Annotated in this window: 15 protein-coding genes; 13 read left to right on the forward strand and 2 right to left on the reverse strand. The window is 71.3% G+C overall.

Going from position 1 to position 17,910, the window contains the following annotated elements; genetic code table 11:
- Positions 1 to 8: 8 nt before the first annotated feature.
- A complete protein-coding gene (locus FB047_RS02815; protein WP_136585685.1) occupies positions 9 to 404 on the reverse strand; it encodes a tautomerase family protein in 396 nt (131 codons plus the stop codon).
- A 142-nt stretch (positions 405 to 546) separates the two neighbouring features.
- On the opposite strand from FB047_RS02815, the gene FB047_RS02820 reads away from it, so the two are divergent.
- Complete coding sequence (locus FB047_RS02820) at positions 547 to 2,130, forward strand: Rieske 2Fe-2S domain-containing protein (protein WP_136585686.1); 1,584 nt, start codon at positions 547 to 549, stop codon at positions 2,128 to 2,130.
- A gap of 3 nt (positions 2,131 to 2,133) precedes the next feature.
- Positions 2,134 to 2,529, forward strand: coding sequence for a VOC family protein (locus FB047_RS02825; protein ID WP_136585687.1), 396 nt, complete (start codon positions 2,134 to 2,136; stop codon positions 2,527 to 2,529).
- 336 nt (positions 2,530 to 2,865) lie between these two features.
- On the opposite strand, the gene FB047_RS02830 is transcribed toward FB047_RS02825, so the two are convergent.
- Entirely contained in the window at positions 2,866 to 4,398 is a 1,533-nt protein-coding gene (locus tag FB047_RS02830; RefSeq protein WP_136585688.1) for an HNH endonuclease signature motif containing protein, read from the reverse strand.
- Between the two features lie 155 nt (positions 4,399 to 4,553).
- Between FB047_RS02830 and pyrR the strand changes: the two genes are divergently transcribed.
- From pyrR to FB047_RS02885, 11 genes are all read left to right on the forward strand, one after another.
- Positions 4,554 to 5,084, forward strand: coding sequence for a bifunctional pyr operon transcriptional regulator/uracil phosphoribosyltransferase PyrR (pyrR, locus tag FB047_RS02835; protein ID WP_136585689.1), 531 nt, complete (start codon positions 4,554 to 4,556; stop codon positions 5,082 to 5,084).
- Entirely contained in the window at positions 5,081 to 6,049 is a 969-nt protein-coding gene (locus FB047_RS02840) for an aspartate carbamoyltransferase catalytic subunit (protein WP_136585690.1), read from the forward strand. Before pyrR ends, FB047_RS02840 begins: the two co-directional genes overlap by 4 nt.
- Positions 6,046 to 7,368, forward strand: a complete 1,323-nt coding sequence (locus FB047_RS02845) for a dihydroorotase (protein WP_136585691.1) — start codon at positions 6,046 to 6,048, stop codon at positions 7,366 to 7,368. The genes FB047_RS02840 and FB047_RS02845 overlap by 4 nt, the downstream gene beginning before the upstream one ends.
- Positions 7,365 to 7,865 carry a PH-like domain-containing protein gene (locus FB047_RS02850; protein WP_136585692.1) on the forward strand — a complete coding sequence of 167 codons (501 nt, stop codon included), beginning with the start codon at positions 7,365 to 7,367 and terminating at the stop codon, positions 7,863 to 7,865. The genes FB047_RS02845 and FB047_RS02850 overlap by 4 nt, the downstream gene beginning before the upstream one ends.
- Positions 7,862 to 9,034: a glutamine-hydrolyzing carbamoyl-phosphate synthase small subunit gene (gene carA / locus FB047_RS02855; protein WP_136585693.1), complete on the forward strand. Its 1,173-nt coding sequence runs from the start codon at positions 7,862 to 7,864 to the stop codon at positions 9,032 to 9,034. The genes FB047_RS02850 and carA overlap by 4 nt, the downstream gene beginning before the upstream one ends.
- A complete protein-coding gene (carB, locus tag FB047_RS02860; RefSeq protein WP_136585694.1) occupies positions 9,027 to 12,314 on the forward strand; it encodes a carbamoyl-phosphate synthase large subunit in 3,288 nt (1,095 codons plus the stop codon). Before carA ends, carB begins: the two co-directional genes overlap by 8 nt.
- On the forward strand, positions 12,311 to 13,171 hold the full coding sequence (gene pyrF, locus FB047_RS02865; RefSeq protein ID WP_136585695.1) for an orotidine-5'-phosphate decarboxylase: 861 nt from the start codon (positions 12,311 to 12,313) through the stop codon (positions 13,169 to 13,171). The genes carB and pyrF overlap by 4 nt, the downstream gene beginning before the upstream one ends.
- Complete coding sequence (gene gmk, locus FB047_RS02870) at positions 13,164 to 14,069, forward strand: guanylate kinase (RefSeq protein WP_136585696.1); 906 nt, start codon at positions 13,164 to 13,166, stop codon at positions 14,067 to 14,069. The genes pyrF and gmk overlap by 8 nt, the downstream gene beginning before the upstream one ends.
- A 202-nt stretch (positions 14,070 to 14,271) precedes the next feature.
- Positions 14,272 to 14,526: a DNA-directed RNA polymerase subunit omega gene (gene rpoZ / locus FB047_RS02875; RefSeq protein WP_055837405.1), complete on the forward strand. Its 255-nt coding sequence runs from the start codon at positions 14,272 to 14,274 to the stop codon at positions 14,524 to 14,526.
- Between the two features lie 93 nt (positions 14,527 to 14,619).
- On the forward strand, positions 14,620 to 15,813 hold the full coding sequence (gene metK / locus FB047_RS02880; protein ID WP_136585697.1) for a methionine adenosyltransferase: 1,194 nt from the start codon (positions 14,620 to 14,622) through the stop codon (positions 15,811 to 15,813).
- Positions 15,814 to 15,919: 106 nt separating this feature from the next.
- A complete protein-coding gene (locus FB047_RS02885; protein ID WP_136585698.1) occupies positions 15,920 to 17,902 on the forward strand; it encodes a primosomal protein N' family DNA-binding protein in 1,983 nt (660 codons plus the stop codon).
- Positions 17,903 to 17,910 lie beyond the last annotated feature (8 nt).

Consider the following 17,910-nt stretch of genomic DNA (forward strand, 5'->3'; position numbering starts at 1 on the left):
TCGCCGGGTCAGCCCAGCTCGCCGCTGAGGAACTGCGCCGTGCCGTGCCCGAACGACCAGTCGGCGTCGCCGTTCTCGGTGATGCTGACGACGAGGTCGTTCCCCTCCACTCCGACGCGGTCGTTCAGGTTCTCCGCCAGCAGCCGGTACAGCTGGACCTTGGCGTCCTGCGTGCGCTGCTTCGACGCAAGGCGCACGATGACGAGGCGCTCGCTGCGCTCGATCCCCAGACCCGTGTCGAGAGCGACGAGCTCGAACGGCTCGTGCTGCGTGAGGATCTGGTAGCGGTCGGTCTCGGGGACGCCGAACGCCTCGACGACGGCATCCTGCACGGCATCCATGATCGTGCGCAGTTCGGTCTCGTCGTAGCGTCCGCGGATCGTGTCGATCATCACCAGGGGCATGGCAATCCTTTCGTGGGGGTCCGCACGTTACCCGCGCCGATGGTGCGGGCGGGCGGCTTGACGCGGACACCCCCGCCGCTCCCAGGCCTCTCGCCGGAGCCCCGCGTAGACTCGTCTGGTTCGCCAACGACACAGGAGCGGCATGAAGATCACCGGCCTCGGCCACGCGGGAATGTTCATCGAGACGCGCGGCGGCAGCATCATCTGCGACCCCGTCCTCGGTCCGAGCTTCTTCGGGTCGTGGTTCCCGTTCCCCGACAACCGTGCTCTCGACTGGGAGCGCTTCGGTAAGGCGGACTTCCTCTACATCTCGCACCGGCACCGCGATCACTTCGACCCGGCGCTGCTCGAGCGGTACGTGTCCAAGGACATCAAGGTCCTGCTGCCCGAGTACCCGACCGACGACCTCGAGCAGGATCTGATCGCCCTCGGCTACACGAACCTCGTCCGCACCGAGGCGGGCGTCCCCCTGCAGTTCGGCGACCTCAAGCTCATGGTCACTCCGCTGCGAGCCCCCTCCGACGGGCCGATCGGCGATTCGTCGCTGTCGCTCGACGACGGCACGGCATCCGTTCTCAACCAGAACGACTCCCACCCCCTCGATCTCGAGAAGCTGTTCGCCTTCGGCAAGCCCGACGCGTACTTCACGCAGGTGTCCGGGGCGATCTGGTGGCCCATGGTCTACGACCTGCCCCAGGATGCCAAGCAGAACTTCGCCCAGCTCAAGCGCGACGCGCAGAACAAGCGCGCGATGTACTACATCGACAAGGTCGACGCGGAGCACGTCTTCCCGATGGCCGGTCCGCCGATGTTCCTGCGCGAGGAGCTGTTCCGGTACAACGGCACGGGTCTCGAGGGCGACTCGATCTTCACCGACCAGCGCGAGTTCCTCGCGCACATGGCGGAGCAGCGCCCCGACCAGAAGGGCTACCTGTTCCTCCCGGGCACCGAGGTCGAGGTGCAGGGGTCGGACGTCACCGTGACGCAGACGCTGTACACCGACGCCGAGATCGAGCGGGTCTTCGGCGACAAGTGGAACTACCTCGCCGAGCAGCGCGACAGCCGCCAGGACGAGATCCGCGCCGAAGAGGCGACCCGCGCCGAGGTCATCCCCCCGGCCGAGATGCTCGCCGCGCTGAAAGAGTGGTGGGAGCCGCTGCTGCGCCGCGCCCGCACGATCCGCAACGGCGTCGGCGGCATGGTGCGCTTCCGCATCGGCGAGCTCGACATGGTCGTGGACTTCCCCAAGGCGAAGCTGCGCGAGTACGCGGGGGAGGAGTGCATCTACTGGTACACGATCCCCGCCGATCTCGTATCGACGAACATTCGCGACCACGAGATCGACTGGTCGAACTCGATCTTCCTGTCGATGCAGTTCGAGGTCGGCCGCTCGGGCAAGTTCAACGAGTTCCTCACAACGTTCCTCAAGTGCCTCTCGCGCGACCGCATCGAGTACGTCGAGAACTGGTACGCCGAGCAGAGCGATCAGACCGAGGATGCCGAGATCGAGGGCTGGACCGTGCAGCGTCGCTGTCCGCACCTTCGCGCCGACCTCACCAAGACCGGAAAAATCGAGGACGGCGTGCTGACCTGCTCGCTCCACGACTGGAAGTGGGACCTGGAGACGGGTCGCTGCCTGACGACGACGGGTCACCCGATCCGGTCGTCGCGCGTGCGCACCACCCCGAGCGGAGAGCGCGCCGCCGCTGAGGTCGCCGCGGGCTGACCCGTGCCCGGCTTCCATCACGTCGAGGTGTGGGTCGCCGACCTGACAGCGGCGCAGTCCGAGTGGGGCTGGCTGCTCTCCGCGGTCGGTTTCGAGCGAACCGCTCACTGGGCGGACGGCGAGACGTGGAGCGCGGGTGACGGTCCGTACCTGACGCTGACGACCTCGCCGAACCTGTCGCGGCTCGACCACGACCGGCGCGCTCCGGGCGTGAACCATCTCGCTTTGCTCGGCGGCTCTCGCGGGCAGGTGGATGCCGTGATGGCCGCGGCGAGCGCCCACGGGTGGCGCCCGCTGTATCAGGATCGGTACCCGTTCGCCGGCGGCCCGTCGCACTATGCCGGGTGGCTGGAGAACTCCGCGGGCTTCAAGGCGGAGATCGTCGCGGACGCGGACTGACCCGACACGGGCGTTCCGGCGGCCCCGCGGTGGTGCGCGCAGCGGATGCCGCGGGGCTCACGAAGCAATCCTCCGGGACCCGCCCGCGCGCGCGCGGTAACGCGCAGCGGATGCCGCGGGGCTCACGAAGCAATCCTCCGGGGCCCGCCCGCGCGCGCTCGGTAGCGCAGCCGTGCGCGAGCCACGGATGCCGCGGGGGCTCACGACGCGATCCTCCGGAAACCGACCGTGCGCCTACGGTTGCGCAGCGGTGCGCGAGCAGCGGATGCCGCGGGGCTCACGGTGCGCCCTGCACGGCACCATTCCCCGGGATCATCCGCATCCACCCGTGCCCCTTCACGCCGCGCCGAAGCGACGCGGGGATCTCGACCGCAGCAGCACCGGCGGCCTCACCTCGCCGGTGAGCGGGTCGGGCGGCGCATGCAACCAGTACGCGTCCCGCCCGGTCACGGGATCTCGCTCGCGCACGATCTTCTCGCCCCGATTGTGGAGTCCGAGGTGGTGATTCCGGCAGAGCGGAACGCCGTCGTCGACGTCGGTTCTGCCGCGATCCGCCGCCCAGTGGTCGATGTGGTGCATCTCGCACTGCGAGATCGGGGCACGGCATCCGATCCCGACGCACCCTCCATCGCGCACCGCGATCGCGATCCGCTGGGCACGGGTGAACAGACGCTGATGTCGGCCGACGTCGAGTGGCCGACCCGCGTCACCGAGAGTCACCCGCACCGCACCCGCATCGCACAGGTAGCTCTCGACCACCCCGCCGGGGAGGGCTCCGCCACCGTCTTCGAGGTGCCCGACCCCGCACACTTCGGTCTCCACATGCGTCGCCCCGCCGGCATCGGCGGCCAGGCGCGGAACCCCGACGGCCGGGCTACCGCCGGCGCTTCCGCTCCCGGCAGTCCCCAGCGCTGACGCCCCCACCACGATCCGCACCCCGGGTTGCCGGTCGCCGAACGCCTGCGCCGGATCCGCGGCGGCGCCCGTCCGCAGGACGGCCATCAGCGTGTCGTAGGCGATCTGCTCACCCGACCGCTCGTCGGAGGTCTCGGCGACCAGGGCGGCGGGGTCCACGAACCGCGGGCCCCGCCGCGGACGCAACGCCGCCTGCAGCACGGCGTCGACCCACGCCGCCGCATCGTCGTCGAAGACGAACCGTCCGTGCCTCTGCCCGTGCTCGTCGATCCACGACCGGAACGACCGGGCCGCGAAGCGCTCCTCGAACCGCAGCGTCACGCCGACGGGATCGAGGCGATCCCGGGCGATCCGAGCGGACGCCCGCAACTCCTCGACCGGCAGGTGGGGCGCCTCGTCGATCAGCCGCTCGACGGCGGCCTCCCAGGCCCGGGGGAGGAAATCCGGATCGAGCTCGGGATACCTCTGCACCGGCGGCTCACCGAGACCGACGCGGATCGCCTGGAACTGCGCGTGACCGAGCACCCCGTCGCGAAGCGCCCCGCTCATGCGGTCGAGCCACGCCCCGCCGGCATCCTGGGTCACGACGACGGACACGGCCGGAGAACCTTCGCCATCGGGCCTGACCGCGGGGAGCAGATCGCCCCCGGTCTTCACGGACCGGATCACCTCCCTTCGCGGCAGCCCCGTCAGCGACTGCAGCAACTCGGTCGCATTGCGGTGACCCGTCTTCTGCGCCAGGCCCGCACCGCCCCACTCGCGCGAAGAACGCTCGTCGATCACACGCGCCGCGCAGGCCGCCAGCACGTCGAGCGCATTCCGCGCCGCCGTGATCTCGCTCATCAGCCCCACGAGCTCTCGATCATCGAGCGCCTCGACTGCCCGCCCCGTCAGCAGCTCGACGACACGCGCCGTCGCCACCCGCAGGCGGTCGGTCGGCGCTCTCATATCCATAGAACAAATGTACGAATGATCCGATCCCCCCGCCAGCCGCGGAGCACGACACCATCCGCCGTCGCCCAGAATTCACCCCGCCCCACCCGCTAGACTCGACGGAGAACCACAGCAACCTTTAACCCCGTCCCGTGAGGCGGAGAAGGGAGCGGCGGATGAATACGCGCACCGTCATGCACGATGCCGATATCGCCCGCGCTTTGACGCGCATCTCGCACGAGATCCTGGAGTCCAACAAGGGACCGGAAGGACTCGTCCTCCTCGGCATCCCGACCCGCGGCGTCACGCTCGCGAATCGGATCGCCCCGATGATCAGCGAGTTCGGCGGCGCACAAGTCCCGGTCGGCTCCCTCGACGTGACGATGTACCGCGACGATCTGCACCGCAACCCCACCCGGGCCCCGCGCCGCACCGAGATCCCCGCCGGCGGCATCGACGGCAAGACCGTCGTGCTCATCGACGATGTGCTGTTCTCGGGTCGCAGCATCCGCGCCGCCCTCGACGCCCTGCAGGACATCGGGCGCCCCGCGGCCGTCCGCCTGGCGACGCTGATCGACCGCGGTCACCGCGAGCTGCCGATCCGCCCCGACTTCGTGGGCAAGAACCTCCCCAGCGCGCGCGACGAGCGCGTCAACGTGCGCCTCGCCGAGATCGACGGCGTCGAGGAGGTGACGATCGAGTCATGAGGCACCTCCTCGACACCCAGCACCTCTCGCGCGCCGAGGCCCTCGAGATCCTCGACGTGGCCGAAGACATGGCAGACACCCAGCGCCGCGAGGTCAAGAAGCTCCCGACGTTGCGCGGCAAAACGGTCGTCAACCTCTTCTTCGAGGACTCCACGCGCACGCGCATCTCCTTCGAGGCCGCCGCGAAGCGCCTGAGCGCCGATGTCATCAACTTCTCGGCGAAGGGCTCGAGCGTCAGCAAGGGCGAGTCGCTGCAGGACACCGCGCAGACGATCCAGGCGATGGGCGCGGATGCCGTGGTCATCCGCCACGGCGCATCCGGCGCCCCGCGCACCCTCGCCACCAGCGGCTGGATCAGCGCGGGCGTGGTCAACGCGGGCGACGGCACGCACGAGCACCCCACGCAGGCCCTGCTCGACGCCTTCACGATCCGCAAGCGCCTGCACGGCGACGCCAGCCGCGGGCGCGACCTCGACGGCATCCGGGTGACGATCGTCGGCGACGTGCTGCACTCGCGCGTCGCCCGCTCGAACGTGTGGCTGCTGCACGCGCTCGGGGCGCACGTCACCCTGGTCGCCCCGCCCACCCTCGTCCCGCAGGACGTCAGCGGCTGGCCGGTCGAGGTGGACTACGACCTCGACCACGCGATCGCGGCCGGACCCGACGCGCTCATGATGCTCCGCATCCAGCTCGAGCGCATGTCGGCCGCGTATTTCCCCACTGAGCGGGAGTATTCCCGCCGGTACGGCCTCGACGCGCGGCGTTTGCAGGCCCTGCCGGGCGGTAGCATCGTTCTACACCCCGGTCCGATGAACCGGGGCCTGGAGATCTCCGCCGAAGCCGCCGATTCCCCGCGCTCGACGGTGCTCGAGCAGGTCACGAACGGTGTCTCCGTGCGGATGGCCGTGCTGTACCTGCTGCTGGCGGGCGAGCGGCCCGACAGCGAGAGAGAGGACCTCCGATGAGCGACGCCACCCCCCAGACCCTTCTGGTGCGCGGCGCGCGCGTCGAGGGGCGGGATGCCACCGACCTCCTCGTCCGCGACGGCGTCATCGCCGAGACCGGGTCGGGCCTGTCTCACGCCGGCGCGACCGTCGTCGACGCCGACGGGTTGATCGCCCTCCCGGGCCTGGTCGACCTGCACGTGCACCTGCGCGAGCCCGGCTACGAGGCATCCGAGACGATCCTCACCGGCTCGCGCGCCGCCGCGGCGGGCGGCTTCACCACCGTCTTCGCGATGCCGAACACCTCGCCCGTCGCCGACACCGCCGGCGTGGTCGAACAGGAGCTCGCGCTGGGCGAGGCGGCGGGGTACGTGCACGTGCAGCCGATCGGCGCCGTCACGGTCGGGCAGAAGGGCGAGCGGCTCGCCGAGCTCGGGGCGATGGCCGACTCCCGCGCCCGCGTGCGCGTCTTCAGCGACGACGGCTTCTGCGTGTTCGACCCGCTGATCATGCGGCGGGCGCTCGAGTACGTGAAGGCCTTCGACGGCGTCATCGCGCAGCACGCGCAGGACCCGCGCCTCACCGACGGCGCGCAGATGAACGAGGGCGCCGTCTCGGCCGAGCTGGGTCTGACCGGCTGGCCGGCCGTCGCCGAGGAATCGATAATCGCGCGCGACGTGCTGCTGGCCGAGCACGTGGGCTCGCGCCTGCACGTGTGCCACCTGAGCACCGCCGGGTCGGTCGACATCATCCGCTGGGCCAAGAAGCGGGGCGTCAACGTCACCGCCGAGGTCACCCCGCACCACCTGCTGCTGACCGACGAGCTCGTGCGCGACTACGACGCCCGCTTCAAGGTCAACCCGCCGCTGCGTCGTGAAGAAGACGTGATGGCCGTGCGCGAGGGCCTCGCCGACGGCACGATCGACATCGTCGCCACCGACCACGCCCCGCACCCGACCGAGGCGAAAGCCTGCGAGTGGGCCGCCGCGGCGAACGGCATGGTGGGGCTCGAGAGCGCGCTGCGCGTCGTGCACCACGCCATGGTCGAGACGGGGCTGCTCGACTGGGCCGACGTCGCCCGCGTGATGTCGGCGACCCCCGCGCGCATCGGCCGCCTCGACGGACACGGCACGCCGGTGGCCGCGGGACAGCCCGCGACCTTCACGCTCTACGACCCGCGTCCGCAGCGCACGTTCGGCCTCGACGACCTGCGCGGGCGCAGCACGAACTCGCCGTACCTGGGTCGGGAGCTTCCCGGCGAGGTGCGCTGGACCGTGCGCTCCGGCATCCCCACCGTCGTCGACGGGTCGGTCCTCGACGCTCCGGGAGTTCTCGCGTGAGCAGAGAAGGCGCCCTCGTCGTCATGATCGGCGTGGCCGTCGTGCTGCTGGCCGTGCTCGCGTGGGCGTGGGTGCGACGAACGCGGCGCGATGCGCGCTACTCCGTCCCGGTGGGGGAGCTGCCCGCGGATGCCGTCGACACGGCGGTGTTCTCGGGACTCTACGTCGCCACGACCCGTCACGATGAGCCGCTCGAGCGTCTCGCCCTGAAGGGCCTGGGCTTCCGCTCCCGGGTCGACGTCACGGTCACCACCGCCGGCGTCGCCCTCGACCTCCCGGGCCAGCCCCGCATCGCGCTCACCCGCGACCGCCTCGTCGATGCCGCTCAGGCCACCGTCGCGATCGACCGCGTGGTCGAGCGCGACGGCCTCGCGCGCATCACCTGGCGCCTCGACGACGACACGGTCGTCGACACCTACCTCCGTCCTCAGGAGGCCTCGGCCAAAGCCCTGGCCGACGCCATCCGCCCCCTCACCTCGACAGGAAGCGACTCATGACCTCCCTGATCCCCTCCGCGCTCTCCGCGCGGGAACCCGCCGTCCTCGTGCTCGAAGACGGCACCCGCTACACCGGTCGCGCCTACGGCGCTCGTGGCGAGACCCTCGGCGAGGTCGTCTTCGCCACCGGCATGACCGGCTACCAGGAGACGATCACCGACCCCTCGTACGCGGGCCAGATCGTGCTGCAGACCGCGCCGCACATCGGAAACACCGGTGTGAACGACGAAGACCCCGAGTCGCGTCGCATCTGGGTCGCCGGCTACGTCGTGCGCGACCCCTCGCGCATGGTGTCGAACTGGCGCGCGAACCGCTCGCTCGACGAAGCTCTCGTCGAAGACGGCATCGTCGGCATCTCCGGCATCGACACCCGCGCCGTCACCCGCCGCATCCGTTCCGAGGGCAGCATGCGCGGCGGTGTCTTCTCGGGCGAGGCCGCGAACCTCGACGCCGACGAGCAGTTGCGCCGCGTGCGCGAGGCGCCGGGCATGGCTGGCCGCAACCTGTCGGCCGAGGTCTCGGTCCGCGAGGTCGAGGTCACGCCCGCGACGAGCGAGCGCATCGGCAACCTCGCCGTGCTCGACCTGGGCGTGAAGACCTCGACGATCACCAACCTCGCGGCGCGCGGCTTCGACGTGCACGTCTTCCCGCAGTCGGCGACGATCGACGAGATCCGCGCGATCGAACCCGTCGCGGCGTTCTACTCCAACGGTCCGGGCGACCCCGCGGCATCCGACCAGCACGTCGAACTGCTGCGCGCGGTGCTGGGGGACGGCCTGCCCTTCTTCGGCATCTGCTTCGGCAACCAGCTGCTCGGCCGCGCGCTCGGCTTCGGCACCTACAAGCTGCCGTTCGGCCACCGCGGCATCAATCAGCCCGTGCTCGACAAGACCACCGGTCGCGTCGAGATCACCTCGCAGAACCACGGCTTCGCCGTCGAGGCGCCGCTCGATGAGATCGTCGACAGCCCCGCCGGCTTCGGACGCGTCGAGGTCAGCCACATCGGCCTCAACGACAACGTCGTTGAGGGCCTCCGCGCCCTCGACATCCCCGCGTTCAGCGTGCAGTACCACCCCGAGGCCGCCTCGGGACCGCACGACGCCAACTACCTGTTCGACCGCTTCCGCGAGATGGTTCTCGCGACGATGGAGACCAAGAAGAATGCCTAAGCGCGACGACATCCACTCCGTCCTCGTCATCGGCTCCGGCCCGATCGTCATCGGTCAGGCCTGCGAGTTCGACTACTCCGGCACCCAGGCGTGCCGCGTCCTGCGCGAAGAGGGGGTGCGCGTCATCCTCGTCAACTCCAACCCGGCGACGATCATGACCGACCCCGACTTCGCCGACGCGACCTACATCGAGCCCATCACCCCCGAGGTGATCGAGTCGATCATCGCGAAGGAGAAGCCGGATGCCGTGCTCCCCACGCTCGGTGGGCAGACGGCGCTGAACGCGGCGATCCAGCTGCACAAGCGCGGCATCCTCGAGAAGTACGACGTCGAGCTCATCGGCGCCGACTTCGACGCGATCAACCGCGGCGAGGACCGCCAGATCTTCAAGGAGCTCGTCATCGAGGCGGGCGCCGATGTCGCGGCATCCGTCATCTGCCACTCGATGGACGAACTCCTCGCCGGCGCCGAGAAGCTCGGCTACCCGCTGGTCGTCCGGCCGAGCTTCACGATGGGCGGCCTCGGCTCGGGCTTCGCGTACGACGAGGCCGACCTCCGCCGCATCGGCGGCGCGGGCCTGCACGACTCGCCCACCAACGAGGTGCTGCTCGAGGAGTCGATCCTCGGGTGGAAGGAGTACGAGCTCGAGCTCATGCGCGACACCGCCGACAACACGGTGGTCGTCTGCTCGATCGAGAACGTCGACCCCGTCGGCGTGCACACCGGCGACTCGATCACGGTGGCGCCCGCGCTCACGCTGACCGACCGCGAGTACCAGCGCCTGCGTGACATCGGCATCGACATCATCCGCGCCGTGGGCGTCGACACCGGCGGCTGCAACATCCAGTTCGCCGTCGACCCGAAGACCGGCCGCATCATCGTCATCGAGATGAACCCGCGCGTCTCCCGCTCGAGCGCGCTGGCGTCGAAGGCGACGGGCTTCCCGATCGCCAAGATCGCCGCGAAGCTCGCGATCGGCTACCGCCTCGACGAGATCCCGAACGACATCACCAAGGTGACCCCGGCGAGCTTCGAGCCGACGCTCGACTACGTCGTGGTCAAGGTGCCGCGGTTCAACTTCGAGAAGTTCCCCGCCGCCGACACCACCCTCACCACCACCATGAAGTCGGTGGGCGAGGCGATGGCGATCGGCCGCAACTACACCACCGCCCTGCAGAAGGCGCTGCGGTCCCTGGAGAAGCGCGGCTCGAGCTTCCACTGGGGCGAGGAGTCGCGCTCGGTGGAAGAGCTGCTCGAGATCGCGAAGACCCCGACCGACGGCCGCATCGTCGTGCTGCAGCAGGCGCTGCGCAAGGGCGCCACGGCCGAGCAGGCGTTCGACGCGACGGCGATCGACCCGTGGTTTATCGACCAGATGGTGCTGATCAACGAGGTCGCGGAGTTCATCGCGCAGGCCGACGAGCTGGATGCCGACACCCTCCGCGTCGCGAAGGAGCACGGCTTCAGCGACGCCCAGATCGCCGAGATCCGCGGTCTCGGCGAGGCCGAGGTGCGCGAGTCGCGCTACGCGCTCGACGTGCGCCCGGTCTACAAGACGGTCGACACGTGCGCGGGGGAGTTCCCGGCCCTGACGCCGTACCACTACTCGTCGTACGACGCCGAGACGGAGGTCACCCCCTCCGACCGCACGAAGGTCGTCATCATCGGCTCGGGCCCGAACCGCATCGGCCAGGGCGTCGAGTTCGACTACTCGTGCGTGCACGCGTCGTTCGCGCTGTCGGATGCCGGGTACGAGACCGTGATGGTCAACTGCAACCCCGAGACCGTGTCGACCGACTACGACACGAGCGACCGCCTGTACTTCGAGCCGCTGACGCTCGAGGATGTGCTCGAGGTGCTGCACGCGGAGTCGCAGTCGGGCACGATCCTCGGCGTGGTCTGCCAGCTCGGCGGACAGACGCCCCTGGGCCTGGCCAAGGGGATCGAGGCCGCCGGCTACACGATCCTCGGCACGAGCCCCGAGGCGATCGACCTCGCCGAGGAGCGCGAGCTGTTCTCGCGCCTGCTCGACGACGCCGGACTCGTCGCGCCCCGCAACGGCACCGCGATCGACGTCGAGGGGGCCGTGCAGGTCGCCGAGGAGATCGGCTACCCGGTGCTGGTGCGCCCGAGCTTCGTGCTCGGCGGCCGCGGCATGGAGATCGTCTACTCGACCGAGGCGCTGCGCGACTACTTCGTGCGCGTGGCCGACCAGGCGATCATCGGCCCCGGCCTTCCGCTGCTGGTCGACCGCTTCCTCGACGACGCGATCGAGCTCGACGTCGACGCGCTGTACGACGGCACCGACCTTTACATCGGCGGTGTCATGGAGCACCTCGAGGAGGCCGGCATCCACTCCGGCGACTCGTCCTGCACCCTGCCGCCGGTCTCGCTCGGCCGCACCGAGGTCGACCGCGTGCGCGAGGCGACGCTCGCAATCGCGAAGGGCGTCGGCGTGCGGGGTCTGCTGAACGTGCAGTTCGCGATCTCCGCCGGTGTGCTGTACGTCATCGAGGCGAACCCCCGCGCGAGCCGCACGGTTCCGTTCGTGTCGAAGGCCCTCGGCATCCCCCTCGCGAAGGCGGCCAGCCGCATCATGGCCGGAAGCTCGATCGCCGAGCTGATCGCCGAGGGAATGCTGCCCGCGCAGGACGGCTCCCGCGTGCCGCTCGACGCGCCCGTCGCCGTCAAGGAGGCCGTGCTGCCGTTCAAGCGGTTCCGCACCGCCGACGGTCACACGGTCGACAGCGTCCTCGGACCCGAGATGCGCTCGACCGGCGAGGTCATGGGCCTCGACCGCGACTTCCCGACCGCGTTCGCGAAGTCGCAGGAGGCCGCGTACGGCGGCATGCCGACCTCGGGCACCGTGTTCATCTCGGTCGCCGACGCCGACAAGCGCGCCGTGATCCTGCCGGCCCACCGCCTGCAGGAGCTCGGTTTCTCGCTGCTCGCGACCGAGGGCACCGCCGAGATCCTCGCGCGCAACGGCATCCGGGTGAAGGTCGTCGAGAAGTACTCCGAGACGCAGGGCTCCGGCCAGCAGAACGTGGTCGACCTGATCAACGCGGGCGAGATCGACATGATCGTCAACACGCCCTCGGGCGGCACGGCTCGTGCCGACGGTTACGAGATCCGCGCCGCCGCGGTGGCCGCCGACAAGGCGCTGTTCACCACGATGGCCGTCCTCGGCGCCGCGGTGAGCGCGTTGGGAGCCATGAAGGACGGTTTCGCGGTGCGCAGCCTCCAGGAGCACGCCACCGACCGCGCGGGACGCTTGTGAGCGACACCTTCGGTCAGCGCCTGTCCGCCGCCCTCGACCTCCACGGCGCCCTGTGCGTCGGCATCGACCCCCACGCCGCCCTGTTGTCGGCGTGGGGGCTGGATGCCACGGCCGAGGGCGCGCGGGAGTTCGGCCTGCGCACGGTCGAGGCCGCTCGCGGCCGCGTCGGCGTGGTCAAGCCGCAGGTGGCGTTCTACGAGCGGTACGGCTCGCGCGGCTTCGCCGCTCTCGAGGACGTGATGGCCGCCGCCCGCGACGCGGGCCTGCTGGTGATCGCCGACGCCAAGCGCGGAGACATCGGCACGACGATGGAGGGCTACGCCCACGCGTGGCTCGAGCCCGGTTCTCCTCTCGAGGCGGATGCCGTGACCCTGTCGCCGTACATGGGTGCCGACTCGCTGAGCGACACGCTGTCGCTGGCGGTTCGCCACGGCAAGGGCGCGTTCGTGCTCACGGCGACGAGCAACCCGGAGGCGCGCGCGCTGCAGAGCGCGATCGTCGACGACGCCCTCGCCGTGGGCGATCACGAGCACGTCGCCGCCCGCGTGGCGCACGACGTGAACCAGGCGAACATCGGCGCTCCCGGGGCCCTGGGCCCCGTGGGGGTCGTCGTCGGCGCCACGGTCGATCGCGCGGCCTTCGGGCTCGGCGACGTGGCGCTGGCCGGTATGCCGATCCTCGCACCCGGCTTCGGCGCGCAGGGGGCCGCGCCGGCCGACCTCGGCCGCCTGTTCGGCTACGTCGCCTCGGCGGTCGTCGCGAACGAGAGCCGCAGCATCCTCGCGGTCGGACCCGACCGCCTCGCCGCCCGCATCGACGAGCGCGCCGCGCTCTACCGGGAGTCCCTGCATGGCTGAAACCCGTCGTCCGCCCGAGGTCGATCGCGCCGCCGCCTCGCGCCGCGCCGTCGAGGCCCGTCGCGAGCGCGCCGCGCTCAAGCGCGACGTGTCGACCCGCGTCATCTCTCCGCAGGAGCTGCTGCGGCGCGGTCTCGCCGACCCGCTGTCGGCGGCCGGGGCGATGCGCGTGACCGAGTTCCTCACGGCGATCCCCGCGATCGGCGAGAGCAAGCGCGACCGCATCCTCGCCTCCCTGTCGATCTCTCCGGTCAAGCGTCTCGGTGGTCTGGGCTCGCGTCAGCGCGACGCCCTGCGCGACTTCCTCGACTCCCGATGGCCCGAGCCGGGCCCGCGGGAGGGCCGCAGCCGCCTGATCGTGCTGGCCGGTCCCACGGCGGTCGGCAAGGGCACGGTCGCCGCGCACATCAAGGAGAACTACCCCGAGATCCACCTCTCCGTCTCGGCGACCACCCGCGCGCCGCGCCCGGGCGAGGTCGAGGGAGAGCACTACTTCTTCGTCGACGACGCCGAGTTCGACCGACTCGTCGCGGCGGGGGAGCTCCTCGAGTGGGCCGTCGTGCACAACAAGAACCGCTACGGCACGCCGCGGGCGCCCATCGAGCGCGTGCTCGCCGAGGGCGGCACCGCGCTGCTCGAGATCGACATCCAGGGTGCCCGCCAGGTGCGCGCGGCCGACGCGTCGGCGACCCTCGTCTTCCTCCTCCCGCCCAGCTGGGACGAGCTCGTCCAGCGCCTGGTCGGCCGGGGGACCGAGGATGCCGAGGAGCGCGCGCGACGCCTGCGCACGGCCCGCGTGGAGCTCGCCGCCCAGAACGAGTTCGACTACCGCGTGGTCAACGACGAGGTGGCGCACGCCGCCGCCCAGGTCGTGGCTCTCGCCGCCGCGCAGCACTGAGCCGGGCCTCCCGTGTTCGGGGCGGGATCTTCCGCGTGGAGCGTGAAAGGTACGCCCCGAGCGTCGTGATCCGCCCCGAATCCGCGCGCACGACCCACCCGATACCCCTCGGCACAGCCCGAGCGGGCGTCGGCTAGAATAAGAGGATGCTTCGGCGCTCCAGCGCCGCATCCACCCCATCCGCCGAACCAGGAGGTTCCCCATGGCCGGACGTGACAAGGGCATCATCGACCCGCCCATCGACGCTCTGCTCGACAAGGTCGACTCGAAGTACCAGCTCGTCATCTACGCGTCCAAGCGTGCGCGTCAGATCAACGACTACTACTCCGACCTCCACGAGGGCAACCTCTTCGACAACGTCGGGCCGCTCGTCGACTCCACCGTCGAAGACAAGCCGCTCACCATCGCTCTGCACGAGATCCACGAGGACAAGCTGCGCCTTCGCGCCGCCGAGTGATCTGTTCACAGATGTGACGATGCCCCGGGCGGCCACGCGCCGCCCGGGGCATACTTGTGCCCGTCCCCACCCCTTCAGCCCTCCGGAGTCGCCTTGACCGACCTGCGCCTGTTCACGTCCGAGTCCGTCACCGAAGGACACCCCGACAAGATCTGCGACCAGATCTCCGACAGCATCCTCGACGCGATCCTCACCGACGACCCGACCGGCCGCGTGGCCGTCGAGACCCTCGTGACGACGGGACTCGTGCACGTCGCCGGCGAGGTGTCGACCAGCGCGTACGTCGAGATCCCCGCGATCGTGCGCGACGTCGTGAACCGCATCGGGTACACCTCGAGCGACACCGGGTTCGACGGCGAGTCGTGCGGCGTCAGCGTGTCGATCGGCGCGCAGTCGTCCGACATCGCGGCGGGCGTGAACAAGGCCTTCGAGCAGCGCGAGCGCGGTTCCGTCGACCCGCGCGACCTGCAGGGCGCCGGCGACCAGGGCATCATGTTCGGTTTCGCCACCAACGAGACCCCCCAGCTCATGCCGATGGCGGCCTGGACCGCCCACCGCATCGCCGAGCGGTTGGCATCCGTCCGCAAAGACGGCTCGCTGCCGTTCCTCCGCCCCGACGGCAAGACGCAGGTGACCCTCGGCTACGACGGACTCGTTCCGCGCAGCGTCGACTCGGTCGTGCTGTCGACGCAGCACCACCCCGACATCTCGCAGGAAGACCTGCGCGCCCAGGTGCAGGCCGCGGTGATCGATCCCGTCCTCGCCGAGACCGGGCTCGACCTGCCCGAGGTGAAGTACTACATCAACCCGGCCGGGCCCTTCGTCATCGGCGGCCCCAAGGGCGATGCCGGCCTGACCGGTCGCAAGATCATCATCGACACCTACGGCGGGGCCTCGCGCCACGGCGGCGGCGCGTTCAGCGGAAAGGACCCGTCGAAGGTCGACCGCTCCGCCGCGTACGCCATGCGCTGGGTCGCCAAGAACGCGGTCGCCGCGGGCCTGGCCGACCGCCTCGAGGTGCAGGTGGCCTACGCGATCGGCAAGGCGAACCCCGTCGGCCTGTACGTGGAGTCCTTCGGCACGGCGCACGTCGCCGACGACGTGATCGTGCGCGCGATCCGCGAGGTGTTCGACCTGCGTCCCGCCGCGATCGTCGAGCAGCTCGACCTGCTGCGCCCGATCTACGCGCGGACGGCGACCTACGGCCACTTCGGGCGCGAACTGCCCGACTTCACGTGGGAGCGCACCGACCGCGTCGACGAACTGCGCACGGCCGCCGGACTCTGACGGTGCGCGGGGGAGAGCACCCCGCGCGCGTCGGGTCGGCGTGCGGGGACGGCGCGGGCGGCGGCGTCCTCTCGACGACGCGCGCGCGCCTTCAGGGCGCTCCCTCGTGAGCGAGCGCCGCGTCGCGCGCGTGCAGCTCGAGTCGCCCGTTCCCCAGCTCGACCGCCTCTTCGACTACGCCGTCCCGCACCCCCTCGTCGCCGAGGTCGCCCCGGGCGTGCGGGTGAAGGTCCCGCTGCGATCCGCGGGTCGCATGATGGAGGCGTTCGTCGTCGAGGTCGTCGCCGACGACGGCACGGAACGCCCCCTGTCGTCGGTCGAGGCGGTGGTGTCGACGACGCCCGTGCTGCCCGCCTCGCTCTACACGCTCGCGCGGCGCGTGGCCGACCGCGCAGCGGGCTCGGTCAGCGACGTGCTGCGTCTCGCCGTCCCCAAGCGCATGGTGCGCGCCGAGAAGGCATGGGCGGCGGCCCCCGCTCCCGAGACGCCCGACGTCGTGCCCGCCGCCCGCGCGCACGCCGACGCCGTGCTCGGCGCCTACCCCGGCCTCGCCGCGGCGATCGACGCGGGGGAGCGCCTCGCGGTCGACGCGCCGCCGCATCCGCATCCCGAGCTGCCGCGCGGCGCCTGGGCCGATCTCCTGGCCGCGGCCGCCACCCGCACGCTCGCCCGGGGCCGGAGCGCCGTGCTGGTCGTCCCCGACTACCGCGACCAGGCGCAGCTGCTGGCGGCCCTGACCGAGCTCGTGCCGGCCGACGCCATCGTGCGCGACGACGCCGACCAGTCCGGCCCCGCGCGTTACGCGCAGTACCTGCGCACCCTCGCCCCCGTTCCGTGCATCGTGGTCGGACGACGCTCGGCCGTGTACGCCCCGGCGCACGACACGGGCCTGGTCGCCCTGTGGGACGACGGCGACTCCCTGCTCGCCGAACCCCTGTCGCCGGGGGTGCACGCGCGCGATGCCGCCCTCGTGCGCCAGGAGCTCGAACACTCCGCCCTCGTCTTCGCGGGGCACACCCGCACGACCGACGTGCAGCGTCTCGTCGACGTCGGCTACGTGCGCGAGGCCCCTCAGGCACGGCGTCCCAGTCCGCGCGTCGTGCTCAGCGCGACGCGCGAGGGCGAGCAGCGCCAGTCGCGCGTGCCGTCGTCGGCCTTCGCCGCCGCGCGCGAGGCGCTGCAGCACGGTCCCGTGCTCGTGCAGGTCGCCCGGCCGGGGTACGCGCCGTCCCTCGTGTGCGCCGACTGCCGGCGCCCCGCGCGGTGCGCGCACTGCGCCGGTCCGCTGCGGGCCGCCCGTCCGGGCGCCACGCCGGTGTGCGCCTGGTGCGGACGCAGCGCGCACGCGTGGACGTGCGGGCACTGCGGGTCGGCGAAGCTGCGCATGGCCTCCTCCGGAAGCGAGCGCACCGCCGACGAGCTGGGCCGCGCCTTCCCGAACACCCGGGTGATCGTGGCCGACGGCGCGCATCCCGTGGCCGAGGTCGACGCCGCACCGGCCCTCGTCATCGCGACGCGCGGAGCCGAGCCTCTCGCTCGCGGCGGCTATCGCGCGGTGATCCTCCTCGACGGCGACCGCATGCTGCAGAACGAGGCCCTGCGCATCGGCGAGCACTGCCTGCGGTGGTGGTCGAATGCGGCCGCCCTGGCCGCCCCCGGCGCCCCGGTGCACCTGGTCGGCGTCGCGGGACCCGTCGCGCGGGCGCTCGCGACCTGGACCCAGCCCGCGTACGCGCGCGCGGAGCTCTCCGACCGCGTCCCCCTGCGGATGCCGCCCGCCGTGCGCGTCGCGAGCGTCGACGGACACGCCCGGAGCGTCGACACCCTCCTGGCCTCCCTGCGCGAGACGGTTCCCGATCTCGACGCCCTCGCGGTGCTCGGTCCCGTCGACACCTCGACCGACCCCGACACCTCGACGGCCCGCGCGCTGGTGCGCTTCGACTACGCCCACGGGCGTGCCGTCGCCGAGGCCCTGCGGGCCGGCGTCATCGCCGACGCCCTCCGCGCTCGCAAGCCCCGCAAGGATCGGGGTCCGCGCCCGCGCAGTACGCTCAGAGTCCGCCTCGACATCCCCGAGCCCGACCTCTGAGCGCGCCC

This window comes from Microbacterium hydrothermale, assembly GCF_004854025.1.
Lineage (GTDB): Bacteria > Actinomycetota > Actinomycetes > Actinomycetales > Microbacteriaceae > Microbacterium > Microbacterium hydrothermale.

What these genes read in the sequence shown, in the direction of transcription:
- FB047_RS02840 (WP_136585690.1), top strand. Translation starts at nt 5,081, where the DNA reads ATGAGGCACCTCCTCGACACCCAGCACCTCTCGCGCGCCGAGGCCCTC.
- FB047_RS02830 (WP_136585688.1), bottom strand. Translation starts at nt 4,398, where the DNA reads ATGGATATGAGAGCGCCGACCGACCGCCTGCGGGTGGCGACGGCGCGT.
- carB (WP_136585694.1), top strand. Translation starts at nt 9,027, where the DNA reads ATGCCTAAGCGCGACGACATCCACTCCGTCCTCGTCATCGGCTCCGGC.
- FB047_RS02820 (WP_136585686.1), top strand. Translation starts at nt 547, where the DNA reads ATGAAGATCACCGGCCTCGGCCACGCGGGAATGTTCATCGAGACGCGC.
- pyrR (WP_136585689.1), top strand. Translation starts at nt 4,554, where the DNA reads ATGAATACGCGCACCGTCATGCACGATGCCGATATCGCCCGCGCTTTG.
- FB047_RS02815 (WP_136585685.1), bottom strand. Translation starts at nt 404, where the DNA reads ATGCCCCTGGTGATGATCGACACGATCCGCGGACGCTACGACGAGACC.
- gmk (WP_136585696.1), top strand. Translation starts at nt 13,164, where the DNA reads ATGGCTGAAACCCGTCGTCCGCCCGAGGTCGATCGCGCCGCCGCCTCG.
- FB047_RS02845 (WP_136585691.1), top strand. Translation starts at nt 6,046, where the DNA reads ATGAGCGACGCCACCCCCCAGACCCTTCTGGTGCGCGGCGCGCGCGTC.
- rpoZ (WP_055837405.1), top strand. Translation starts at nt 14,272, where the DNA reads ATGGCCGGACGTGACAAGGGCATCATCGACCCGCCCATCGACGCTCTG.
- carA (WP_136585693.1), top strand. Translation starts at nt 7,862, where the DNA reads ATGACCTCCCTGATCCCCTCCGCGCTCTCCGCGCGGGAACCCGCCGTC.